Genomic DNA, 18019 nt, shown 5'->3' on the forward strand with positions numbered 1-18019 from the left:
TCCGGGGCGGCTCAGCGGGACACGAGGACGTCGACGACGGCGGTGGTGCCGGCCGCGACGGCCTTCAGGGCCCTCTCCAGGGCGGGGACGAGGGCGTCGGGCGCGTCGACGGTCTCGGTGTGCATGCCGAACGGCTCGGCGAAGGCGGCGAGCCGCGGCAGCCGGCGCAGATCGGTGCCGAGCCATTCGCCGGTCTCGGCGGCGGCGCCCTGCGGGTAGAAGCGGCGGTGGTTGAGATTCATCGACTTGTAGACGCGATTGTTGAACACCACGACAAGAAGAGGGAGTTCGTACGTCCTGGAGGCGTCGTACGAGGGGATCACCGGGTTGTACGTGAAGGCGCCGTCGCCGACCGTCAGCACCACGGGCCGCTCGCGCGAGGCGAGTTTGACGCCGAGCGCGACGGCCATGCCCTGGCCGAGGCCACCCTGTACGTAGAAGTACGAGTCCGGGACGGACGTCTTCAGGTGGCGCTTGACGACGCGGCTGTGGGTGATGGTCTCGTCGACGACGATGCCGTCCCGGCCCTCCAGGAGGGTGCGCAGCGAGGCGGCCACCAGGACCGGGTCGACTCCTGCCGTCTGCTCGGCCGCATCCGTTTCTGCTCGCCCTATAGCGACCTGTTCGGCGGCGTGCCGCTCCTCCTGTGCCGCGCGGCGCGCGGCCACGGCGTCGCCGGGGAGGTCCTTGGCCCGCTTGGCCAGCTGGCGCAGGCTGTTGGTGACGTTCCCCTCCAGATAGCGGTCCGCGTACAGGACCTGGTAGACGACGTGCGGGCGCTGCGGCACCTCGTCGATCACGACGACCGTGGCCTTCGAAGGGCGGCGCGAGGGCGGGTAGAACGGGGCGCGGCAGTTGACCAGGAGGATCAGGTCCGCCTCGTCCATCCAGGGCCCGATGTCGCCGCCCGCGTGCAGCGGGTGGCTGCGCGGGAAGTTGGCGCAGACCGCCGAGTCCGGTTCGACGACCGGGATCTGCCAGGCCTCGGCGAAGGCGACGAGGGCTTCGAAGCCGCCTTCTTCACGGCCGGAGGTCTCGGTGACGATCACCGGGTTGCGGGCCGCGCGCAGCAGCGCGGCGACGTCGTCGGCCTGTTCGGGCGAGCTGTGCGTGGTGCCGGGCTCGACGATCGGCTTGGCCTCGCGTCCGTCCCAGTCCTCCAGGAGGATCTCCAGGGGGACGTTGAGGTAGGCGGGGCCCGCCGGTGCGCGCCAGGACAGTTCGGCGGCGCGGGTGACCATCGTCGGCAGGGTGTGCACGCTCGCCGCTTCGGTGGCCCATTTGGTGAACGGCTGGGCGATGCCGTGCGGGCCGCCGACGATCGACAGGTTGCGGTACCACTGGCCGCCGGGGTCGTGGCCGGGCGCGTCACCGTACGTCGTGGACTCCGACGACGCGACGACCATCGGGACGCCCGCGAGGAGCGCGCCGTGCACGGCCATGGAGCCCTGGAGCAGGCCCGGCGCCGCGTGCAGCAGCACCCCCTGCGGGCGGCGCTTGAGCAGTCCGTAACCGGTCGCCATGCCGGCCGCGACGGTCTCGTGCGTGAGGTCCAGGTACTCGGGCGCGGGGGTGCCGTCGCGGTGGTGGCGGGCCAGGGACTCCCACACCGGGGCCCATTCGGACCCCGAGGAGCAGAACAGGTAGTCGGCGCCGACGGCGTTGAAGGCGGAGACGAGCGCGTCTCCGCCGTCGACGCCGCGCGCCTCGTGCGCGTACGTCATGAGTGCGTCCTCAGCCCTCGATCGGCCAGTTCAGGACCTCGGCGATGCCCCGGCCCATGATCCATTCGAGCTCGTCGGGGGTGAAGTCCCAGTGCTTGGTGAACTGCTCGATGGTGTCGGTGTAGGTGATGCCGTGGCCGGTGAGGCGGGTGATGTCGGTGCCGTAGAAGCAGCGCCGCGGGCCCATCTTGTCGACCATCTCGCGCACGTACTTCTCGATGTTGTTGTTCGGGAAGGGCTGCGTGGAGTAGCCGGGCAGCGCCGAGAGCTTGACGTAGATGTTGGGGTGCTCGTGCAGGTCGGCGGTCTCCTGGACCCAGTAGCCGATCGCGTCGTCGACGCAGCGCGCCATGATGCCCATGTGGTCGATGATGATCTTGAGGCCGGGGTGGCGGCCCGCGATCTCGCCCAGTTCCCGCTTCCAGATGGGCGCGTGCACCATCGTCGGGACGTTCAGTTCCTCGGCGATCGGCCAGTACCAGTCGTTGGTGCCGTCGATCATCCAGTTGCGGTCGATGGGGCGGTGGAAGGTGAGGCGGGTCCCCTTGACGTGCGGGTTCTGGGCGAAGTCCGCCAGCATCGCCTTGCCCTCTTCGGGCTTGTTCTGCGGGATGCGCGCCATGATGCCGAACCGGTCCGGGTGCGCCTCGCACGCTTCGAGGGCGTAGTCGATGCGGTCGCCCTCCCAGGACGGCGGGAGGATCAGCGCCCGGTTGACGCCGGCCTCGTCCATCAGCTCCAGCGCCTCCTCGTAGCTGAAGGGGTCCTCGCGGTGGCCGTTGAGGCGGATCCGCTCGCGGGCGCCGGGGACCCAGGGGCGGTCCGGGGTCTCTTCCTTCCAGATGTGGATCTGGGTGTCGACGACGAACATGCCGGTGCTTCTTTCTCTCGAGAGAACTGCGGGGTGCGGTGAGATCGACGTTAGGTGCGTCGCGGGGCCTTGCGCAGAGCTGGGGGCGCAAGCAGTTCTTGCGCGAAAAGGCGCAGTACGCAGGGGTGTTCAGCCCTCTTCGAAGACCGCGTCCACGATGTGCTCGGCGATCGCCAGGCAGGCCGTCGCGGCGGGCGACGGCGCGTTGCGGACGGCCGTGATCCGGCCGGCCCGGTGCAGCCGGAAATCGTCGACGAGGGTGCCGTCGCGGTCCAGCGCCTGGGCGCGCACACCGGCCCCGCCGCGCACGACGTCGTCGACGCCGACCCCGGGGACGTAGAGCTTCGCGTCCTTCATGAAGGCGGCCGGGGAGAAGGAGCCCTTGTACTCCTTGATGCCGGTGCGCCAGTGCCGGGCGGCCATCCGCCAGATGCCGGGGTAGGCGGCGAGGCCCGCGAGGTCCCTCGGGGAGACGCGGGTGCGGGTGTATCCCTCGCGCGCGAGGGCGAGCACGGCGTTCGGGCCGACCTCGACCGAGCCGTCGACGCGCGGGGTGAAGTGCACGCCGAGGAACGGGTAGCGGGGGTCGGGCACCGGGTAGATCAGCCCGCGCACCAGGTCCGCCCGCTCCGGTTTGAGCAGCATGTACTCGCCGCGGAACGGGACGATGCGCGGTTCGGGGCCGCCCCGCGCGAGCCGGGCCACGGAGTCGGAGTGGAGCCCGGCGCAGAGCACGAGCCGGTCGACGCTCACCCGCTCCTGTCCGGACGCCACCTCGATGCCGCCGGGGACCTCGGTGATGCCGGTGACGCGGAAGCCGAGCTTCACCTCTCCCCCGGACCGCTCGATGTCCTGGGCGAACGCGCGGGCGATTCCCGGGTAGTCGGTGATCGCGGTGCGCGGGGAGTGCAGGGCCGCGATGCCGCCGGCCTGCGGTTCGAGCTCGGCGATCTCCTCCCGCGCGACCTTGCGCAGGTCCGGTACGTGGTTGTTCCTGGCCCGCTCGTAGAGGGCGTTCATGCGGTCCAGCTCGTCCTCGCGCACGGCCATGACGAGCTTGCCGATCTCGCGGTACGGGAGCTTGTGCTCCTGGCAGTACTCGCGCAGCAGGCCCACGCCCCGTACGGTCAGGTCCGCCTTGAGGCTGCCGGGCGTGTAGTAGATGCCCGCGTGCACGACGCCGGAGTTGTGGCCCGTCTGGTGGTGGGCGACGTCCTGTTCCTTGTCGAACACGACGACGCGGGTGCCGGGGCGGCGCAGGGTGATCTCGCGGGCGGTGGCGAGGCCCACGATGCCGGCTCCGACGACACCTATCGTTTTGTCGGCCAACATCCGCCTCCTTTCTGGAAGATGTGCGAATGACGCGGTTGCGTAGTACCTACTACGCGCCGTAGTGGATCGCGACCGTCTTCACACGGGTGTAGAAGTGCAGCGCCTCGGTGCCCTGCTCCTTGAACGGGGAGCCGGAGTCGTGGAAGCCGCCGAAGGGGTGGTGGACGTCCCAGCCGGGGGTCGTGAGGTTCACGGCGATCTGCCCGCACTCGGCCTCGTCGGCGAAGCGGTGGGCCGCGTGCAGGTCGCGGGTGAAGACGGCGGCGGCGAGGCCGAAGCCGGAGTCGTTGACGGCGGCGACGGCGTCGTCGAAGGAGTCGACGGCGCGCACCGCGAGGACGGGACCGAAGACCTCCTCGCGCCAGATGTCGACGGCGTCGGTGACGTCGCCGAGGACGGTCGGGTCGAGGTAGCAGCCGTGCGCGAGGTCCGGGTCGGCCGGTGCGTCGCCGCCGGCCAGGACCTTCGCCCCCTGCTTCACCGCACGCTCGATGTGCTCGGCGACGCTGTCGCGCTGCCGCGGGCTGGAGAGGGGGCCCATGCTCGTCCCCTCCACGAGCGGGGCCCCCGGCGTGAGCGCCGCGACCTCGGTGAGCAGCAGCCGGACGAACGCGTCGTGCACCGGCCGTTCGACGACGACGCGGCTGGTGGCGGTGCAGCGCTGACCGGCCTGTCCGAAGGCGGCGGCGACGACGGTCCGCGCGGCCTTGGCCAGATCGGCGTCGGCGAGGACGACGGAGGCGTTCTTGCCGCCGAGTTCGCCCTGGAAGCGGATGTTGCGCGTGGCGAACGTCGTACGGAGCTGATCGCCGACGGTGTTGGAGCCGGTGAAGGTGACGGCGGCGATGCGCGGGTCGTCGAGGAGCGCGCCGGAGATCTGTCCGGTGCGGCCGGTGACGACGTTCAGGACCCCGGCGGGCAGGCCCGCGTCGTGCAGGGCCCGCGCCAGGTGGAGCCCCGACAGCGGGGTCTCGGTGGCCGGCTTCAGGACCGCGGTGTTGCCCGCGGCGAGCGCGGGGGCGAGCTTGCGGGCCGGGGTGATCAGCGGGTCGTTCCACGGGGTGATCGCCAGGACCACGCCGAGCGGTTCGGCCTGCGCGCTGGTACGGGTGTCGGGGCGGATGTCGTTCAGGAGGGTGCCGTAGCCGCCCCGGCCGACGAGCAGCCCGTAGTACTCCAGGAAGTCGGCGGCCTTCAGCGTCTCGCCGCGGGCCTCCGCGCGCGTCTTGCCGTTCTCCGTGGCGATGTCCTGGGCAATCGTGTCGGCGCGCTCGCGCAGCAGTGCGGCGGCGGCCGTCAGGACCGTGGCGCGGGCCAGCGGGCTCGTGCGCTTCCAGCCGACGAAGGCACGCTCGGCGTGGTCGTAGGCGCGGGTGACGTCGGCGGGGGTGAGCGCCGGGACGCGGAAGGCGGGGGTGCGCAGGTCGGCCGGGTTCTGGACCTCGATCCACTCGTCGCCGGCCGTCCACTCCCCGCCGACCAGGGTTTCCACGGAACGCATCTGGATCACTTCTCTCTCCGGCATCTGCGATATCTGGAACCGGATGTACGACACACCACGCGTGGGCGTCGCGGGCAGATCCGGGGAGGCAGTCATTGGTTGCGCGGCGCGCGGGTGGCCGCCGTGGGGTTCTGTGCTGGAATCGGAACGCTGTTGAAGCTGTTGAACTGGCCTTTTGTACAAGGGAGTCATGCCGTGGCGTACGCCGTTGTCGCCCACTACCGCTGTGCCGCCGACGATGCGGGGACCGTGCGGGACGCGTTGCTGAAGATGCGGGAGTTCACGCTCGAGGAGCCGGCCAATGTCGCCTACGAGGTGCATGCGGAGGCCGATGTCGCCGGGGGGTTCGTGCTGTACGAGGTGTACGCGGACCGGGCGGGGTTCGACGCGCATTGCGCCTCCGCGCATTTTGCGGAGTTCATTGTGGGGGTGGTTCGGCCGTTGCTCCGGGAGCGGACTGTGACGTTCGCCGAGGTGCTTTAGCGTCTGCCGGGCGGTGTCCGTCGGCGGCCGCGGGTTCGTCGTGGTTGCTCGCGCAGTTCCCCGCGCCCCTGGGGAGACCGCTACGCGGTCCCCAGGGGCGTTCCCCTGCGTCAGAACTCGTTACCCCACACGTACCGGGCCAGCGTCTCCACCAGGACCAGCTTGCTGTGTTGCTGGGCCTCGGTGAGGAGGGGGTGGGAGGCGATGTCCGCGAAGCCCTGGGTCGGGGAGATCGCCGCGTCCTCCAGGTCCTTCAGTTCGCCCGCCGCGTCCAGGCGGTCGAGGACCGTGTCGATGTCCTCCAGGTCCGGCGCCGCCGCGTCGACCACCCCGAAGCAGACGTCGCGGTCCTCGGGCAGGGTGCGTACGAGGTCGAGTTCCGCGGCGGAGGCGCTGCGCAGCGGCAGGATCCAGCGGTCGGCCGGGATCTCGGTGAACAGGCGCTCCGCCGCCGCCCGGTCCACCGTCGCCGGGGCCGTGGCGCCCGGGAAGTAGCCGATGCGGACGCCCTCGGGACGGGTGTCCAGACCGACGGCGAGGGCGTCGATCGCGAGCGCGTCGGCGTACGGGAGCGGGCCCGCGGCAGGCCCGTCGGTGGCCGTCGCCGCGAGCAGCAGCGGGTTGTCGAGCTGGACGAGACGGACGCCCGCGTCGACCAGGCGGGCGATCTCGGCCCGGATGATCTCGGCGAAGGCCTCCCCCAGTTCCCTTGCCTTCAGGGGGCTTTCGAGGGTCGCGGCGAGGTACGAGGGGGCGGGCAGGGTCACCTTCGGGGCGATGACCGTGAGTTCGGCCAGGCGCTTCGCGTGGTCGACGGCGAGCGGGTCTTCCGCCTCGGGCAGGGTGTCCGCGGCCCAGACCGCGAGCCCGTCGGCGCCGGTCCGGTCGGTGCGGCGCACCCCGGTGACGTTCTCCAGGACCGCGCCGCGGAAGTCTTCGTACGGGTAGCCGCCGTCGGTGACGACCGTGGAGCGCAGCTTGCGCTGGTAGGCGACGGCGCCGGCGAGCGCCGCGGCCAGCGATGCGGCGTCCGTGCGGTCCAGGCCGGGCGGGCGGACCAGGCTGCCGTGGTGGTCGATGCGGTAGTTGAACGTGTCCGCCATGGTTCAGGACCGCCCTTCGGTCGGTGTGCCCGCCACACCCCAGGCGGCGAACTCCAGTTCGTATCCGAGTGACGTGAGGACTTCCTCGGCGATGACCTGGTCCTCGTCGGCGGTGCCGCCGGCGATGCCGAGGCCGCCGATGATCTCGCCGTCCTTCTTGATGGTCATGCTGCCCTCGGCGGCCATGATCGGCAGGGCGGCGCCGGGGAGCTGGGAGAGCTGGGAGAAGAAGACGGGCTGGCTCTCCTGCCACTTCTTCAGCATCTTGCCGGGGCGCTGCATGACGGCCGCGGTGTAGGCCTTGGCGCGGGCGATGTCGGGGGTGAGCGGGCGGGCGCCGTCGGGGCGGCGGATCGCGACGACGAAGCCGCCCGCGTCGACGACGGCGACGCTGACCGCCTTGCCGAGGTCCTGGGCGCGCCGGTGCGCGGCGGTGATGATCTCTTCCGCGGCGTCGAGGGTGAGGGCGGCGGTCATACGGAGTCCTTCGCGGGGGTGAGGGTGCGGCGCAGCCGGGCGAGGGCGGCGTTGTACGTGTCCGGGGTCTCCCAGTACATGGAGTGCGGCGCGCCTTCGACGATCTCCAGGTGGGAGCCCGGGAGGAGTTCATGGGCGCGCGTGACGGTCCTGACGCTGAGCACGGCGTCCTTCTCGCCCGCGAGGAAGGCGACCCGGACGCCGGACGCGGCGATCTCGTCGAGGGTCGGGCCGTTGGCGTCGAGGTTGCGCAGGTCCTGCATGGTGGCGGTGTTGAAGGTGCCCATCTGCCGGAACAGGAAGGTGAGGTCGGCCCGCTCCGCGCGGAACCGCCGGGTCAGCAGGCGGTCGATGACGGGCAGCTTGACGGCCTCCGCACGGTCAGCGGCGGCCAGTTCGCGCAGCTCGGGGTGGTCGATGCCGCCCAGCGAGTGGCCGAGGACGACCGAGGTGACGCGCTCGGGGCGGGTGAGGGCGGCGCGCAGCGCGGCGACGGAACCGATGGACTGACCGACCAGCATCGCGTCGGTGAGGTCCTCCTGGTCGAGGACGGCGACGACGTCCCCGTAGAAGGCCTGGCCGTCGAACTCGGTCTGCGGCTCGGCCAGTTCGGTCTTCCCGAAGCCGCGCAGATCGAGCGTGACGACGGTGAACTCCTCGCGCAGCGCGGCCACCTGCTGCCACCAGGCGGCGTGGTGGCCGCCGGAACCGTGCACGAAGACGATCGCCGGGCCTTCGCCGTGCCGCTCGTAGTAGATGGACGCACCGTCGGAATCGACGTAGGGCATGAGTCACGTACTCCTTGACGGTGTCGGTCAGTTGGGGCGCTTGGCGTGGTACACGAGTTCGATCATGGTGTGGTCGGGATCGTGGATGTAGCAGAACTTCGACTGGTTCTCGGGGCGCTGGATCGGCCGGGTGTGCCGGATGCCCAGGTCCTTGAGGTGGTCGAGGAACTCGTCCCAGTCGTCGACCTCGACGGCGAAGTGGTAGGGCGCCATGCGCTCCATCTCCTCGACGGGAGTGAAGTGCAGGTCGAAGGTGCCGCGCGTCATCAGCACCACGCGCGTGTTCGACTTGGGCATGATGCGCTTCATCCCGAAGACCTTCGCGTACCAGGCGGCGGTGCGGTCGGGGTCGGTGGTGGGGAAGTTGACGTGGTGGATGTAGCGGGGTTCCTTGCTCACGGCTGCTGGCCTTCCTGTGGTGCTTCCTCTTGTACGGGGTTGGAGAGCACGCCGATGCCGCTGATCTCGACGGCGACGGTGTCCCCCGGAGCCAGTCGGCAGGTGGACTCGGCGCCCATCCACAGCACGTCGCCGGGGTGCAGGGTGAGGCGGCGGCTCATCGCGACGATGTAGTCGTAGGGGTCGAACACCATGTCGCCGGTGGGGAACCGGGCGCGGATCTCGCCGTTCACGGACAGCGTCGTGGTCTGCGCGAGCGCGTCGACGGCCGTCTCGATCCAGGGGCCCATCGGCTTGAAGGTGTCGCTGTTCTTGGCGCGCCAGAAGGTGCGGTCCTCGTGCTGCCAGGTGCGGGCGCTGACGTCGTTGCCGATGGTCCAGCCGAAGACGCCCGCCCGTGCCTCGTCGTACGAGGCGTGCCGCATCCGGCGGCCGATGACGGCGACGAGTTCGGGTTCGGCCTCGAACCGGCCGGTGACGTCGGCAGGCTTAACGATGGGCGAACCGTGTCCGGTGAGCGCGTTGTTGGCGCGGTAGCCGATCTCGGGACGGGCCGGTGTCGCGGCGCCGTGCTCGGCGATGTGGCGCGGGTAGTTGAAGCCGACGGCGTAGAAGACGGGCGGGATCACCGGGGGCAGCCAGCAGGCCCCGGTCACGGGCAGCTCGCCCGTGACCGAGGGGGCCGGGCTCTCCAGCGGGGAGGCCGAGAGCAGTTCGAGGGTGTCGGGGGCGGTGGCGCGGGCCCAATGGGCGCGGCCGTCGACGTCGACGCGGGCGTATTTCACGGGCGTCAGCTCAGCTGGTGCGCGACGCGCTTGGTGACGAGGTAGGAGTCGAGAGCCTCAGGGCCGCCCTCGCGCCCGTAGCCGCTGTCCTTCACGCCACCGGACGGGGCCTCGTGGACCGATCCGCCGCAGTGGTTGATCGACAGGATGCCGGCCTCCAGCTCGGCGGAGAGCTTCTCGGCGGTGGCCGCGGACTGCGTGAAGCCGTACGCGGCGAGGCCGAACGGGAGGGAGTTGGCGAGCTCCAGCGCGTCGTCGAGATCGTCGAACGGCACGATCGGGGCGAGCGGCGCGAACGGCTCCTCACTCATGATCAGCACGTCCCGCGGTACGTCGGTCAGCACGGTCGGCGCGAAGAAGTAGCCGGCCCGGTCGGGACGCAGGCCTCCGGTGCGCACGGTCGCGCCGCGTCGCACGGCGTCGGCGGTGAGCCGCTCGGCGGCCGCCAGGCGGCGTTCGTTGGCGAGCGGGCCCATGGTGGTCGCGGGGTCGAGCCCGTCGCCCACCACGATCTCCTCGGTCGCCTTGACGAAGGCGGCGGCGAAGTCCTCGTACAGCGAGGAGTGCACGAGGAAGCGGCTGGGCGAGGTGCAGACCTGGCCGGCGTTGAAGAACTTGGCGCGGGCCGCGCGCCGCGCCGCCTGCACGGGATCGGCGTCCGCGCAGACGATCACCGGTGCGTGGCCGCCGAGTTCCATCAGGGTCGGCTTCATCACCTCGCCCGCCGTGGCGGCGAGCAGCTTGCCGACGGGGACGGACCCGGTGAACGCGACGAGCCGGACGACCGGGGAGGCGATCAACTGGGCCGACACGGCCGCGGGTTCGCCGAAGACGAGGTTCAGGACGCCCGGCGGCAGGCCCGCGTCGACGTAACAGGCGACGAGCGCGGCGGCCGTCGCCGGGGTCTCCTCGGAGGCCTTGATGATCATCGAGCAGCCCGCGGCGAGGGCGGTGGAGATCTTCCGGTTGGGGCCGCCGACGGGGAAGTTCCAGGGCACGAACGCGGCGACGGGGCCGATCGGTTCGCGGCGCACGGACAGGATCGTGCCGGGGGCGGAGGGGATGGTGCGGCCGTAGGCGCGGCGGGCGTCCTCGATGTGCCAGCGCAGGGTGTCGGCGGTGCGCTTGGCCTCGCCGGCCGCTTCTTTGAGGGGCTTGCCCTGCTCCAGGGTCATGACGCGGCCGATCTCCGGGGCGCGTTCGGTGATCAGGCCGGCGGCGCGGTGGAGGATCTCGGTGCGGGTGGCCACCGGGGTGGCACGCCAGGTCTCGAAGCCCTGGCGCGCGGCTTCGAGGGCGTCGTCGAGGTCGGCGGTCGTCGCCAGGGGGACGGTGCCGATGGTCTCTTCGGTGGCGGGGTTGATGACGGGCGCGGATTCTTTGGTGCCGGGATCGCGCCACTCGCCGCCTATGTGGAGGCGGACGGTGGGATAGCTGGACATGAAGTGGGCCTTTCCCAATCAAGCCCCTCCGGCGATTGAGGAGCGGGGTCCGGGGCGGAGCCCCGAGGCCCGTCGCCGGGTGCGGCTTTCGTCGTGGCTGGTCGCGCAGTTCCCCGCGCCCTTGGCGGGGCGGCCGCTCAGGCGCGATTGCTGCGCAGGGACCAGATGGTGTGCGGCGGGGCCGTGTCGTGGACGCGGGTCTCGTACGAGGCGTCGGCGCGATCCATGTCGCAGGCGTACTCGACACGGCCCCCGCACGGCGCGTGCAGGAAGCGGAAGATGTTGGAGCCGATGGTGTGGCGGCCCAGTTTGCGGGCCTCGCGCCAGCCCTTCTCGATCATGTTGTTGCCGCCCTCGATGACGTCGTCGACGCCCGGGACCTCGTACGCGATGTGGTTGATCCCGGCCTTGTCGGGGCGGTGGCAGAGCAGGAACGTGTGCTGGTCGTCGTCGCCGGGGGCCTGCAGGAAGACGCCCATGGGTTCGACGACGTCGGTGGGGCGGAAGCCGAGACGGTCGGTGTAGAAGGCGACGGCCTCCGCACGCCCCTGCTGGGGGATGTTGAGGGCGACGTGGCACATCCGCAGCGGCCTGACCTGTCCGACGGATTCCAGCGGGGCGTTCCAGCGGTCCACGCTGCCGGTCACGTTCGCCGGGCGCGGGGTGGGGGCGAGGGCGCGGGGCCTGGCGAGGGTGAGGCCGACTCCGAAACCGGTCTCGTCGACGGTGTGGTGGACGCCGTCGGCGCTCTCCCGGACCTCGCGGTCCTTGCCGGCCTCCCGGACCAGGCGGTCGAGTTCGTCGGCGGTGTCCACGCCCCAGACGATCTCGCGCAGGGTCGGGCCGTCCTCGACGGGCGGCGGGAGCAGCGGGCCGGGGGCCGCGTCCAGGTGGACGGTCTGTCCGGCGAGCGTCTCAAGCACGGCGTGCTCGTCGGTCCGTTCCACCAGGAACAGTCCGAAATCCTCGAAGAACCGCACAGACTCTTCGAGAACCCCGCCGCTGTCGGCGACCGAGGACGTGACCGAGTTGCTGACCGAGTTGCTGACCGAGTAGGTGACCGAGTAGGTGACCGACTCTATGCGCTGAATCCCCATCGATTCCTCACTCCAGATCTCCCCCGTGTTTCCCTCGGCGATCGTAGATTTGCCCTGCGGCCGTCTCAACGTCCCTGCCGTACAAGGTGTGCAACCCTTGTTTGCGGACCCGGTCGCTCAGCCGCCGACAGGGATCCGCGGAATGGGATTCCTGGAGAACCACTGGGTGAGGAACTCCAGGAACACCGCGATCTTCTTCGGTGTCGACTGCCCGGGCCCGTAGATCGCGTACAGCGGCCGGTCGGGCACCCCGAGTCCGGGCAGCAGCACTTCGAGGGCGCCGGAGAGCAGGTCGTCGTAGGCGGGCCGCTGGGGCAGCAGGCCGATACCGCGGCCGTGCACGGCGGCCTTCTGCAGCGCAATGTACGAGTTCGACGAGAAGGCCATGTTGCGGATCTTGTGCAGCGTCGAGGAATGTCCGTGGCCGATGCGCCAGACGGGATCGTTGACGTGCACCAGGCAGTCGTGCGCGGCGATCTCGTTCGGCTCGGTGAGCTGCCCGTGCCGTTCCAGGTATTCCGGCGCGGCGCACAGCACAAAAGGCAGCGAGGCGATTTTCTTCAGGCGGACCCCGGAATCCCGTAGATCCCGGGTGTGGAACGCCACGTCGAATCCGCTGTCCAGAAAGTCGTACGTCCGGTCGGACATGCCGCCGAGTTCGAACCGTATGTGAATCTTCGGATGGGCGGCGGAGAACGCGGCGATGGCGTCGCCCAGATCCAGACTGCCGATCCATTTGGGGCAGATGATGCTCAGCGCCCCTTCGGCCCGGTCGTGGAGCTGGGCGATGGAAACGTCCTCCGTCGCTATTTCGTCGAGTATGCGCGAGCAGAACTCGGCATAGCGCAGGCCCTGTTCGGTGAGGCTGACCGAGCGGGCCGTGCGGTTGACGAGACGGACGCCGACCTGCCGCTCCAGCTCGGCGACATGCCGCGACACCAGGGAGCCGGAGGAGCCGAGCTTCTTCGCGGCCCCGTTGAAGCTTCCGTTCTGCGCGACGGTCACGAAGCTGTGCATGAGCAGCAGGCGGTCCATGATTCCTCGTTTTCAGGCGTGCTGGAATTCAGGTACTTCTCATAAAGCGGCGCTTTACTTGGGGCAGTACTGAGGTGCCTGGTCCACGTCGTCCTTGGTGATCAAAGTAAGTGGGACCTTACTTACTTTGTCAACCTTTTTGTCAGCAAGAAGGTCCACGCTCTGCTTGACCGCGGTCTGCCCGATGGTGAGGGCCGAGTTGGAGACGGTCGCCTGGAGCCGGCCGTCCTTGATCGCGGCGATCCCGTCCTCGGAGCCGTTCACCGAGACGATCTTGACGTCCTTCGCCCCGGCCGCGTCGAACGCCTTGCGGACGGCGAAGGCCATCTCCTCGTTGGCGACGAAGGCGTAGTCCAGGTCCGGGTGGGCCTGGATCATGTTCTCGGCGACGTCCTGGGCCTTGGCCGGGTTGAACATGCCGGGCTGGTTGGCGACGACCTTGGCGGTCGCGGGGAGCTTCTTGGTGAAGCCGCCGACGAGCAGGTCGGAGGCGGCGCCCGGGGCCCCGGCGACGACGCCGACCTTGACGCTCTTCGAGCCCGCGTCCTTGGCGATCCAGTCGGCGTCCATCTGCCCGACCTTGGTGAGGTCGACGACGGCCGCGCCGAGGATGTCGGAGATCTTGTCGGTCGAGACGGACGTCAGATAGATCGGGATGCCCGCCGCCTTGGCCTTGGCGATGTCTCCGTCGAGCGCGTCGACATTGACCGTCTGCACGATCAGCGCGTCCACGTTCCGCGAGATCATGTCCTCGATGTTGGACAGCTCGGTCCCGGCGTCCTGCTTGGAGTTGGCCGTGTAGACCTTGGCGTTCTTCTGCTTCGCGGTCTGCTCGACCGCCTTCTGCAGACAGGTGTGGAAGTGCGTGTTGGCGCCGTTGACGAAGCCGAGCGAGACGGAGCCCTTCTTCGAGCCCCCGCTGTCGGCGCTGCTGTCGGCGTCTTGCGCGCAGCCCGCGAGCACCAGCGCGGTGACGCCGGCGAGCGAGGCCGCGAGGGCTCTGCGGGAACGGGGGGCGGTGGACGTCATGGCGTACTGCCTTTCCTCTGGAAACCGTTGATGACCGCGGCGACGAGCAACACGGCCCCGGTGACGACGAGTTGGTAGTTGCTGTTGACCTGGAGCAGATTGAGGGCGTTGGCGACGACGCCGAGCAGGACCACACCGAGCGCGGTGCCCACGACGGTGCCGCGGCCGCCCGCGAGCGACGTACCGCCGATGACCACGGCGGCGACGGCCGTCAACTGGGTCTGCAACCCTGCGGTGTTGGGTGCGCTGGCGCCGAGCCGGGAGAGCAGCATCAGTCCGGCGAGCCCCGCGAGGGCGCCCGCCAGCGCGTACAACGCGAGCTTGCGCGCGGGGACGTTGATCCCGCTGAGCCGCGCGACATGCTCGTTGCCGCCCATCGCGAAGGCGTCGCGGCCGAAGGTCGTGAACCGCATGACGAGCCCGATGGCGAGCAGCACGAGCACGGCCACGACGAGCAGCCAGGGCACTCCGGCCACCGTGGAGTTGCCGAGGGCCTGCATCTTGTCGCCGATGGTGACGCTCATGCCGTTGAGCACGAGCAGCGCGACGCCGTCGAGCAGCATGGCGGTGGCGAGAGTGGCGACGAACGGCGCGACGTTCGTAAACGTGACGACGAGCCCGTTGACCAGCCCCACGACCGCGGCGAGCAGCAGCGCGACGACCACGGTCACCGCGGTGGACTGCCCGCCGGAGAGCATCTGGGCGGCGACCGCCGTGGTGACGGCGGCGTTCGACCCCATGGAGAAGTCCATGCCGCCCGCGGTCATGAGCAGGGTCAGCCCGCCGGCGATGACGGCGTTGACGCTGATCTGGCGCAGGACGTTGAGCAGGTTCTGCGAGGTGGTGAACGAGTCGGCGCGCAGCGCGGTGAACACGATCACGACGACGAGCACGGCGACGAGCCCGGCGTGGGGAATGCGCAGCAGGGCACCACTCCGAGGGGCAGGCGCCACGTCCGCGCGCTCGGGAGCAACAGAAGGAGCCTTGAGACTCACTGTGACGAACCTCCGTACAGACAGCGCCCCGTAAGGGGCGCGGGGCAGCGTCGATTAGCGGCTCCGCCGCGGAGCGCGAGCAACCACGACGAACCGAAAGCTGGGGGGTCCGGGGGCACAGCCCCCGTTTTCGGGACGGGAAGGGGAGGAGGGGGCGACCCCAAAAACCTCGGCCCCCACGGACGCGCACCGCCCCGCGTCAAGACCCCCCACCCCCCACGGCCAGCGCCACGAGCCCGTCCTGACTGACCTCGGAGACGGCCCGCTGAGCGACAACGCGCCCCGCACTGACCACGACGACCCGGTCCGCGAGCCGCATGACTTCTTCGGCAGAGGACGAGGCGAGCAACACGGCGACCCCCCGCCCGGCGAGTTCGTCGACCAGCGCATGGATGTCCGCCATCGCCGCGATGTCCACGCCGTTGGTCGGGTCCTCCAGGAAGCAGGCGACCGGCGCGGTCTGGAGCCACTTGGCGAGCAGCACCTTCTGCTGGTTGCCGCCGGACAGGGTGCCGACGGCCGGGTTCCCGGCGAGGGCGACGACCCCGTAGCGCCGGCGCAGCGGGGCCGCCCGCCGCGCGAGATCGCGCCCGCGATGCCAACTGCGCCGCTCCAGGCGGTCCTTGGCGAGCATCAGGTTCTCGTCGACGGACAGTTCGGGGACGAGCCCGAGCGTGCGCCGGTCGCCGGTGACGCAGCGCAGCCCGCCCGCGAGGGACGCGGACACCTTGCCGAGCGGCACCGCGGCGCCGCCGACGCTCAGCTGTCCCGCGTCCGGCCCGGTCCGGCCCGACAGCAGGTCGAAGAGGCTGGACTGGGCGTCCCCGGCCGGGCCGAGGACCGCGACGACCTCGCCCCTGCGGACGTCCACGGAGAAGTCGCGGATGGCACGTCCGTGGCTCAGCCCCCGTACGGAGATTCCCGGTTCGTCCTTCGGCGCGGGCCGTTCGGGCCGCGCCGACACGACGTCCCGGCCGACCATCCCGCGGACCAGCGAGGCCGCGTCGAACTCGGCGACCGGCGCACTGCGCACGACACCGCCGTCGCGCAGCACGGTGACCCGGTCGGCGATGCCCATGACCTCGTCGATGTAGTGCGAGATGTACACGACGGCGACGCCGTCGTCGCGCAGCCGGCGCACCAGTCGGCGTATCTGTCCGGCCGCTTCGGCGCTCAGGCAGGCGGTGGGCTCGTCGAGGACGAGGACCCGTCCTCCGCGCCGCACCTCCCGGGCGACTTCGACCATGGTCTGTTCGGCGACGGTCAGCTCTCCGGCGGGCCGGCGTACGTCGATGTCGATGCCGAGTCCGGAAAGGGCCCTACGTGCTTCGGAGTTGACGGCGCTCCAGCTGACGACGCCGTGTCGGCGGGGCAGGTCGCCGAGCATGATGTTCTCGGCGACGGTGAGCCCTGCCGCCAGTTCGCGGCGCTGGGGCACGGCGGCGATGCCGAGCCGGCGGGCGCGCCGCACGGTCAGGCCCGGCTGCGCGTGTCCGTCGACCTCGATGCTGCCGCGGTCGGCCTGGTGGACGCCCGACAGGACCTGGACGAGCGTGGACTTGCCCGCGCCGTTCATACCCATCAGGGCGTGCACCTCGCCGGGGTGCAGATCGAGGTCGACGTCGCGCAGGGCGGCCGCGCCGCCGAAGGTCTTGGTGACGCCGCGGACCCGGACGACGGGCCCGCTCATGCGGGGTTCACCCGGCCGTACCCGCGGATGTCCGGGAACGGCGGCTCCTTGTCGGCCTGGAGGTCCACCTGGAAGGTGTTGAGGCACATGCCGAGCATGGTGAAGTTGCCGAGCGCGCCGATGGTGTCGACCAGGCCCTGCGGCCCGAAGTGTTCGAGGGCGGCGGCGAAGGTCTCGTCGGAGACGAAGTGCTCGTCGAGCACCTCGTGCGCGAACCGGAAGAACGCCTCGTCGCCCGGGTCCTCGAAGGCCACGTCGGCGTACCGCTTCTCGGCGATGGCCTTGACGTTCGCCTCGCTCACGCCCGCCTCGACGGCCTGGTGGACGTGGGCGTTCCAGGAGTACTGGGCGTCCCAGTTGCGGCCCGCCATCAGCAGCGCGAGTTCCCGCAGCCGCTTGGGCAGGGAGCAGTCGAACCGGGCGAACGCGCCGAGCGAGTCGGCCCGTTCGGCCATCTCGGGGCTGTGCAGCCAGACGCGGAACGGACCGCGCACGGCACCCCGCTTGCCGGCGATCCGCGCGGCCAGTTCCTGCTGGCGCGGGGTCATGTCCTCTTCGTCGAGCACGGGGAGCCTCATGGCTGTCGAACCGCCTTCACATCCGGTGCACGGTCCGGGTTCGCCGTGCGACGGTGGCCGACCGTACCCCCGGAAAAGGCCCCCACCACCCCTCCGGGAATGCAAGGTAAAGCTGCACGCCGGACGGCATCCGCGAGCCGGGAACGGCTTCTAACCTCGGTCGACGCGGCCCTCGCCCCTGGGCCGCGAAACCTGTGAAAGGACCGCCGGATGACCACGATCGTCAAGGCCGCAGCCGTGCCCCTCCTCGACCGCGGCGGCGCCGTCGTGACCACTCCGCTGATCACCACCGCGTCCGCGGCCGGCGAGAACCGGATCACCAGCGGGATCAGCGTCTATCCGGTCGGCTCGGGCGCACCTCTGCACTCGCACAACTGCGACGAGCACGTCACGATCCTCGACGGCGAGGCCGAGGTGGTGGTGGACGGCGAGGTCACGAAGCTGGAGCGGCACGACACCACGTACGTCCCGTCGCCGATTCCCCACCTCTTCCGCAACGTCGGCGACACCCCGCTGCGCATCCTGTGGGTGTACAGCTCCGGCCATGTGACCCGTACGTTCACGGAGACCGGCCGGACCGTGGAACACCTGTCGGCCGAGGACCAGATGGGCAAGGACTGAATCCCCCTCCCCGCGAGCCCACCCCGCTCGCGTTCCGGGCGCCCCGCACGCTATTTTGAACATGTTCAA

Annotated in this window: 18 protein-coding genes; 2 read left to right on the forward strand and 16 right to left on the reverse strand. The window is 70.5% G+C overall.

The window, feature by feature from the left end; translation table 11 throughout:
- Positions 1-11: 11 nt before the first annotated feature.
- The 4 genes from ACFVDP_RS25325 to ACFVDP_RS25340 all read right to left on the reverse strand — a co-directional run bounded on the left by ACFVDP_RS25325 (position 12) and on the right by ACFVDP_RS25340 (position 5428).
- Positions 12-1724 (reverse strand): thiamine pyrophosphate-dependent enzyme, encoded by a 1713-nt coding sequence (locus ACFVDP_RS25325; RefSeq protein WP_383493753.1) that lies wholly within the window; start codon positions 1722-1724, stop codon positions 12-14.
- Positions 1725-1734: 10 nt separating this feature from the next.
- The gene (locus ACFVDP_RS25330; RefSeq protein WP_383493756.1) at positions 1735-2595 is read right to left on the reverse strand and encodes an amidohydrolase family protein; all 861 of its coding nucleotides are present in this window, start codon (positions 2593-2595) and stop codon (positions 1735-1737) included.
- Between the two features lie 129 nt (positions 2596-2724).
- On the reverse strand, positions 2725-3924 hold the full coding sequence (gene lhgO, locus ACFVDP_RS25335) for an L-2-hydroxyglutarate oxidase (protein WP_383493936.1): 1200 nt from the start codon (positions 3922-3924) through the stop codon (positions 2725-2727).
- Between the two features lie 52 nt (positions 3925-3976).
- A complete protein-coding gene (locus ACFVDP_RS25340; RefSeq protein WP_383493759.1) occupies positions 3977-5428 on the reverse strand; it encodes an aldehyde dehydrogenase family protein in 1452 nt (483 codons plus the stop codon).
- Between the two features lie 195 nt (positions 5429-5623).
- On the opposite strand from ACFVDP_RS25340, the gene ACFVDP_RS25345 reads away from it, so the two are divergent.
- Positions 5624-5911 (forward strand): putative quinol monooxygenase, encoded by a 288-nt coding sequence (locus ACFVDP_RS25345; RefSeq protein WP_383493762.1) that lies wholly within the window; start codon positions 5624-5626, stop codon positions 5909-5911.
- 110 nt (positions 5912-6021) lie between these two features.
- Here the strand turns inward: ACFVDP_RS25345 and ACFVDP_RS25350 are convergent, their stop codons facing one another.
- The 12 genes from ACFVDP_RS25350 to ACFVDP_RS25405 all read right to left on the reverse strand — a co-directional run bounded on the left by ACFVDP_RS25350 (position 6022) and on the right by ACFVDP_RS25405 (position 17329).
- On the reverse strand, positions 6022-7014 hold the full coding sequence (locus ACFVDP_RS25350; RefSeq protein WP_383493765.1) for a methionine synthase II (cobalamin-independent)-like protein: 993 nt from the start codon (positions 7012-7014) through the stop codon (positions 6022-6024).
- Positions 7015-7017: 3 nt separating this feature from the next.
- Positions 7018-7491 carry a heme-binding protein gene (locus ACFVDP_RS25355; protein WP_383493768.1) on the reverse strand — a complete coding sequence of 158 codons (474 nt, stop codon included), beginning with the start codon at positions 7489-7491 and terminating at the stop codon, positions 7018-7020.
- Positions 7488-8279 (reverse strand): alpha/beta fold hydrolase, encoded by a 792-nt coding sequence (locus tag ACFVDP_RS25360; protein ID WP_383493771.1) that lies wholly within the window; start codon positions 8277-8279, stop codon positions 7488-7490. Before ACFVDP_RS25360 ends, ACFVDP_RS25355 begins: the two co-directional genes overlap by 4 nt.
- Before the next feature lie 27 nt (positions 8280-8306).
- A complete protein-coding gene (locus ACFVDP_RS25365) occupies positions 8307-8678 on the reverse strand; it encodes a VOC family protein (RefSeq protein WP_383493773.1) in 372 nt (123 codons plus the stop codon).
- A complete protein-coding gene (locus ACFVDP_RS25370) occupies positions 8675-9463 on the reverse strand; it encodes a fumarylacetoacetate hydrolase family protein (protein WP_383493776.1) in 789 nt (262 codons plus the stop codon). Before ACFVDP_RS25370 ends, ACFVDP_RS25365 begins: the two co-directional genes overlap by 4 nt.
- Before the next feature lie 5 nt (positions 9464-9468).
- Positions 9469-10905 (reverse strand): NAD-dependent succinate-semialdehyde dehydrogenase, encoded by a 1437-nt coding sequence (locus ACFVDP_RS25375; protein ID WP_383493779.1) that lies wholly within the window; start codon positions 10903-10905, stop codon positions 9469-9471.
- Between the two features lie 137 nt (positions 10906-11042).
- Positions 11043-12002, reverse strand: coding sequence for a VOC family protein (locus tag ACFVDP_RS25380; protein WP_383493781.1), 960 nt, complete (start codon positions 12000-12002; stop codon positions 11043-11045).
- 117 nt (positions 12003-12119) lie between these two features.
- Positions 12120-13037, reverse strand: a complete 918-nt coding sequence (locus tag ACFVDP_RS25385; protein WP_383493784.1) for a LysR family transcriptional regulator — start codon at positions 13035-13037, stop codon at positions 12120-12122.
- Between the two features lie 54 nt (positions 13038-13091).
- The gene (locus ACFVDP_RS25390) at positions 13092-14066 is read right to left on the reverse strand and encodes a sugar ABC transporter substrate-binding protein (RefSeq protein ID WP_383493787.1); all 975 of its coding nucleotides are present in this window, start codon (positions 14064-14066) and stop codon (positions 13092-13094) included.
- Positions 14063-15019, reverse strand: coding sequence for an ABC transporter permease (locus tag ACFVDP_RS25395; RefSeq protein WP_383493790.1), 957 nt, complete (start codon positions 15017-15019; stop codon positions 14063-14065). Before ACFVDP_RS25395 ends, ACFVDP_RS25390 begins: the two co-directional genes overlap by 4 nt.
- Positions 15020-15260: 241 nt before the next feature.
- Positions 15261-16751, reverse strand: coding sequence for a sugar ABC transporter ATP-binding protein (locus ACFVDP_RS25400; protein WP_383493793.1), 1491 nt, complete (start codon positions 16749-16751; stop codon positions 15261-15263).
- Positions 16748-17329, reverse strand: coding sequence for a carboxymuconolactone decarboxylase family protein (locus ACFVDP_RS25405; RefSeq protein WP_383493796.1), 582 nt, complete (start codon positions 17327-17329; stop codon positions 16748-16750). Before ACFVDP_RS25405 ends, ACFVDP_RS25400 begins: the two co-directional genes overlap by 4 nt.
- A 210-nt stretch (positions 17330-17539) precedes the next feature.
- On the opposite strand from ACFVDP_RS25405, the gene ACFVDP_RS25410 reads away from it, so the two are divergent.
- A complete protein-coding gene (locus ACFVDP_RS25410; protein WP_383493799.1) occupies positions 17540-17950 on the forward strand; it encodes a cupin domain-containing protein in 411 nt (136 codons plus the stop codon).
- Positions 17951-18019: the final 69 nt, after the last annotated feature.

Source organism: Streptomyces sp. NPDC057694 (assembly GCF_042799415.1).
GTDB lineage: Bacteria > Actinomycetota > Actinomycetes > Streptomycetales > Streptomycetaceae > Streptomyces.

What these genes read in the sequence shown, in the direction of transcription:
- ACFVDP_RS25390 (WP_383493787.1), bottom strand. Translation starts at nt 14,066, where the DNA reads ATGACGTCCACCGCCCCCCGTTCCCGCAGAGCCCTCGCGGCCTCGCTC.
- ACFVDP_RS25350 (WP_383493765.1), bottom strand. Translation starts at nt 7,014, where the DNA reads ATGGCGGACACGTTCAACTACCGCATCGACCACCACGGCAGCCTGGTC.
- ACFVDP_RS25385 (WP_383493784.1), bottom strand. Translation starts at nt 13,037, where the DNA reads ATGGACCGCCTGCTGCTCATGCACAGCTTCGTGACCGTCGCGCAGAAC.
- ACFVDP_RS25405 (WP_383493796.1), bottom strand. Translation starts at nt 17,329, where the DNA reads ATGAGGCTCCCCGTGCTCGACGAAGAGGACATGACCCCGCGCCAGCAG.
- ACFVDP_RS25375 (WP_383493779.1), bottom strand. Translation starts at nt 10,905, where the DNA reads ATGTCCAGCTATCCCACCGTCCGCCTCCACATAGGCGGCGAGTGGCGC.
- ACFVDP_RS25340 (WP_383493759.1), bottom strand. Translation starts at nt 5,428, where the DNA reads ATGCGTTCCGTGGAAACCCTGGTCGGCGGGGAGTGGACGGCCGGCGAC.
- ACFVDP_RS25380 (WP_383493781.1), bottom strand. Translation starts at nt 12,002, where the DNA reads ATGGGGATTCAGCGCATAGAGTCGGTCACCTACTCGGTCACCTACTCG.
- ACFVDP_RS25400 (WP_383493793.1), bottom strand. Translation starts at nt 16,751, where the DNA reads ATGAGCGGGCCCGTCGTCCGGGTCCGCGGCGTCACCAAGACCTTCGGC.
- ACFVDP_RS25355 (WP_383493768.1), bottom strand. Translation starts at nt 7,491, where the DNA reads ATGACCGCCGCCCTCACCCTCGACGCCGCGGAAGAGATCATCACCGCC.
- ACFVDP_RS25360 (WP_383493771.1), bottom strand. Translation starts at nt 8,279, where the DNA reads ATGCCCTACGTCGATTCCGACGGTGCGTCCATCTACTACGAGCGGCAC.
- ACFVDP_RS25330 (WP_383493756.1), bottom strand. Translation starts at nt 2,595, where the DNA reads ATGTTCGTCGTCGACACCCAGATCCACATCTGGAAGGAAGAGACCCCG.
- ACFVDP_RS25325 (WP_383493753.1), bottom strand. Translation starts at nt 1,724, where the DNA reads ATGACGTACGCGCACGAGGCGCGCGGCGTCGACGGCGGAGACGCGCTC.
- ACFVDP_RS25410 (WP_383493799.1), top strand. Translation starts at nt 17,540, where the DNA reads ATGACCACGATCGTCAAGGCCGCAGCCGTGCCCCTCCTCGACCGCGGC.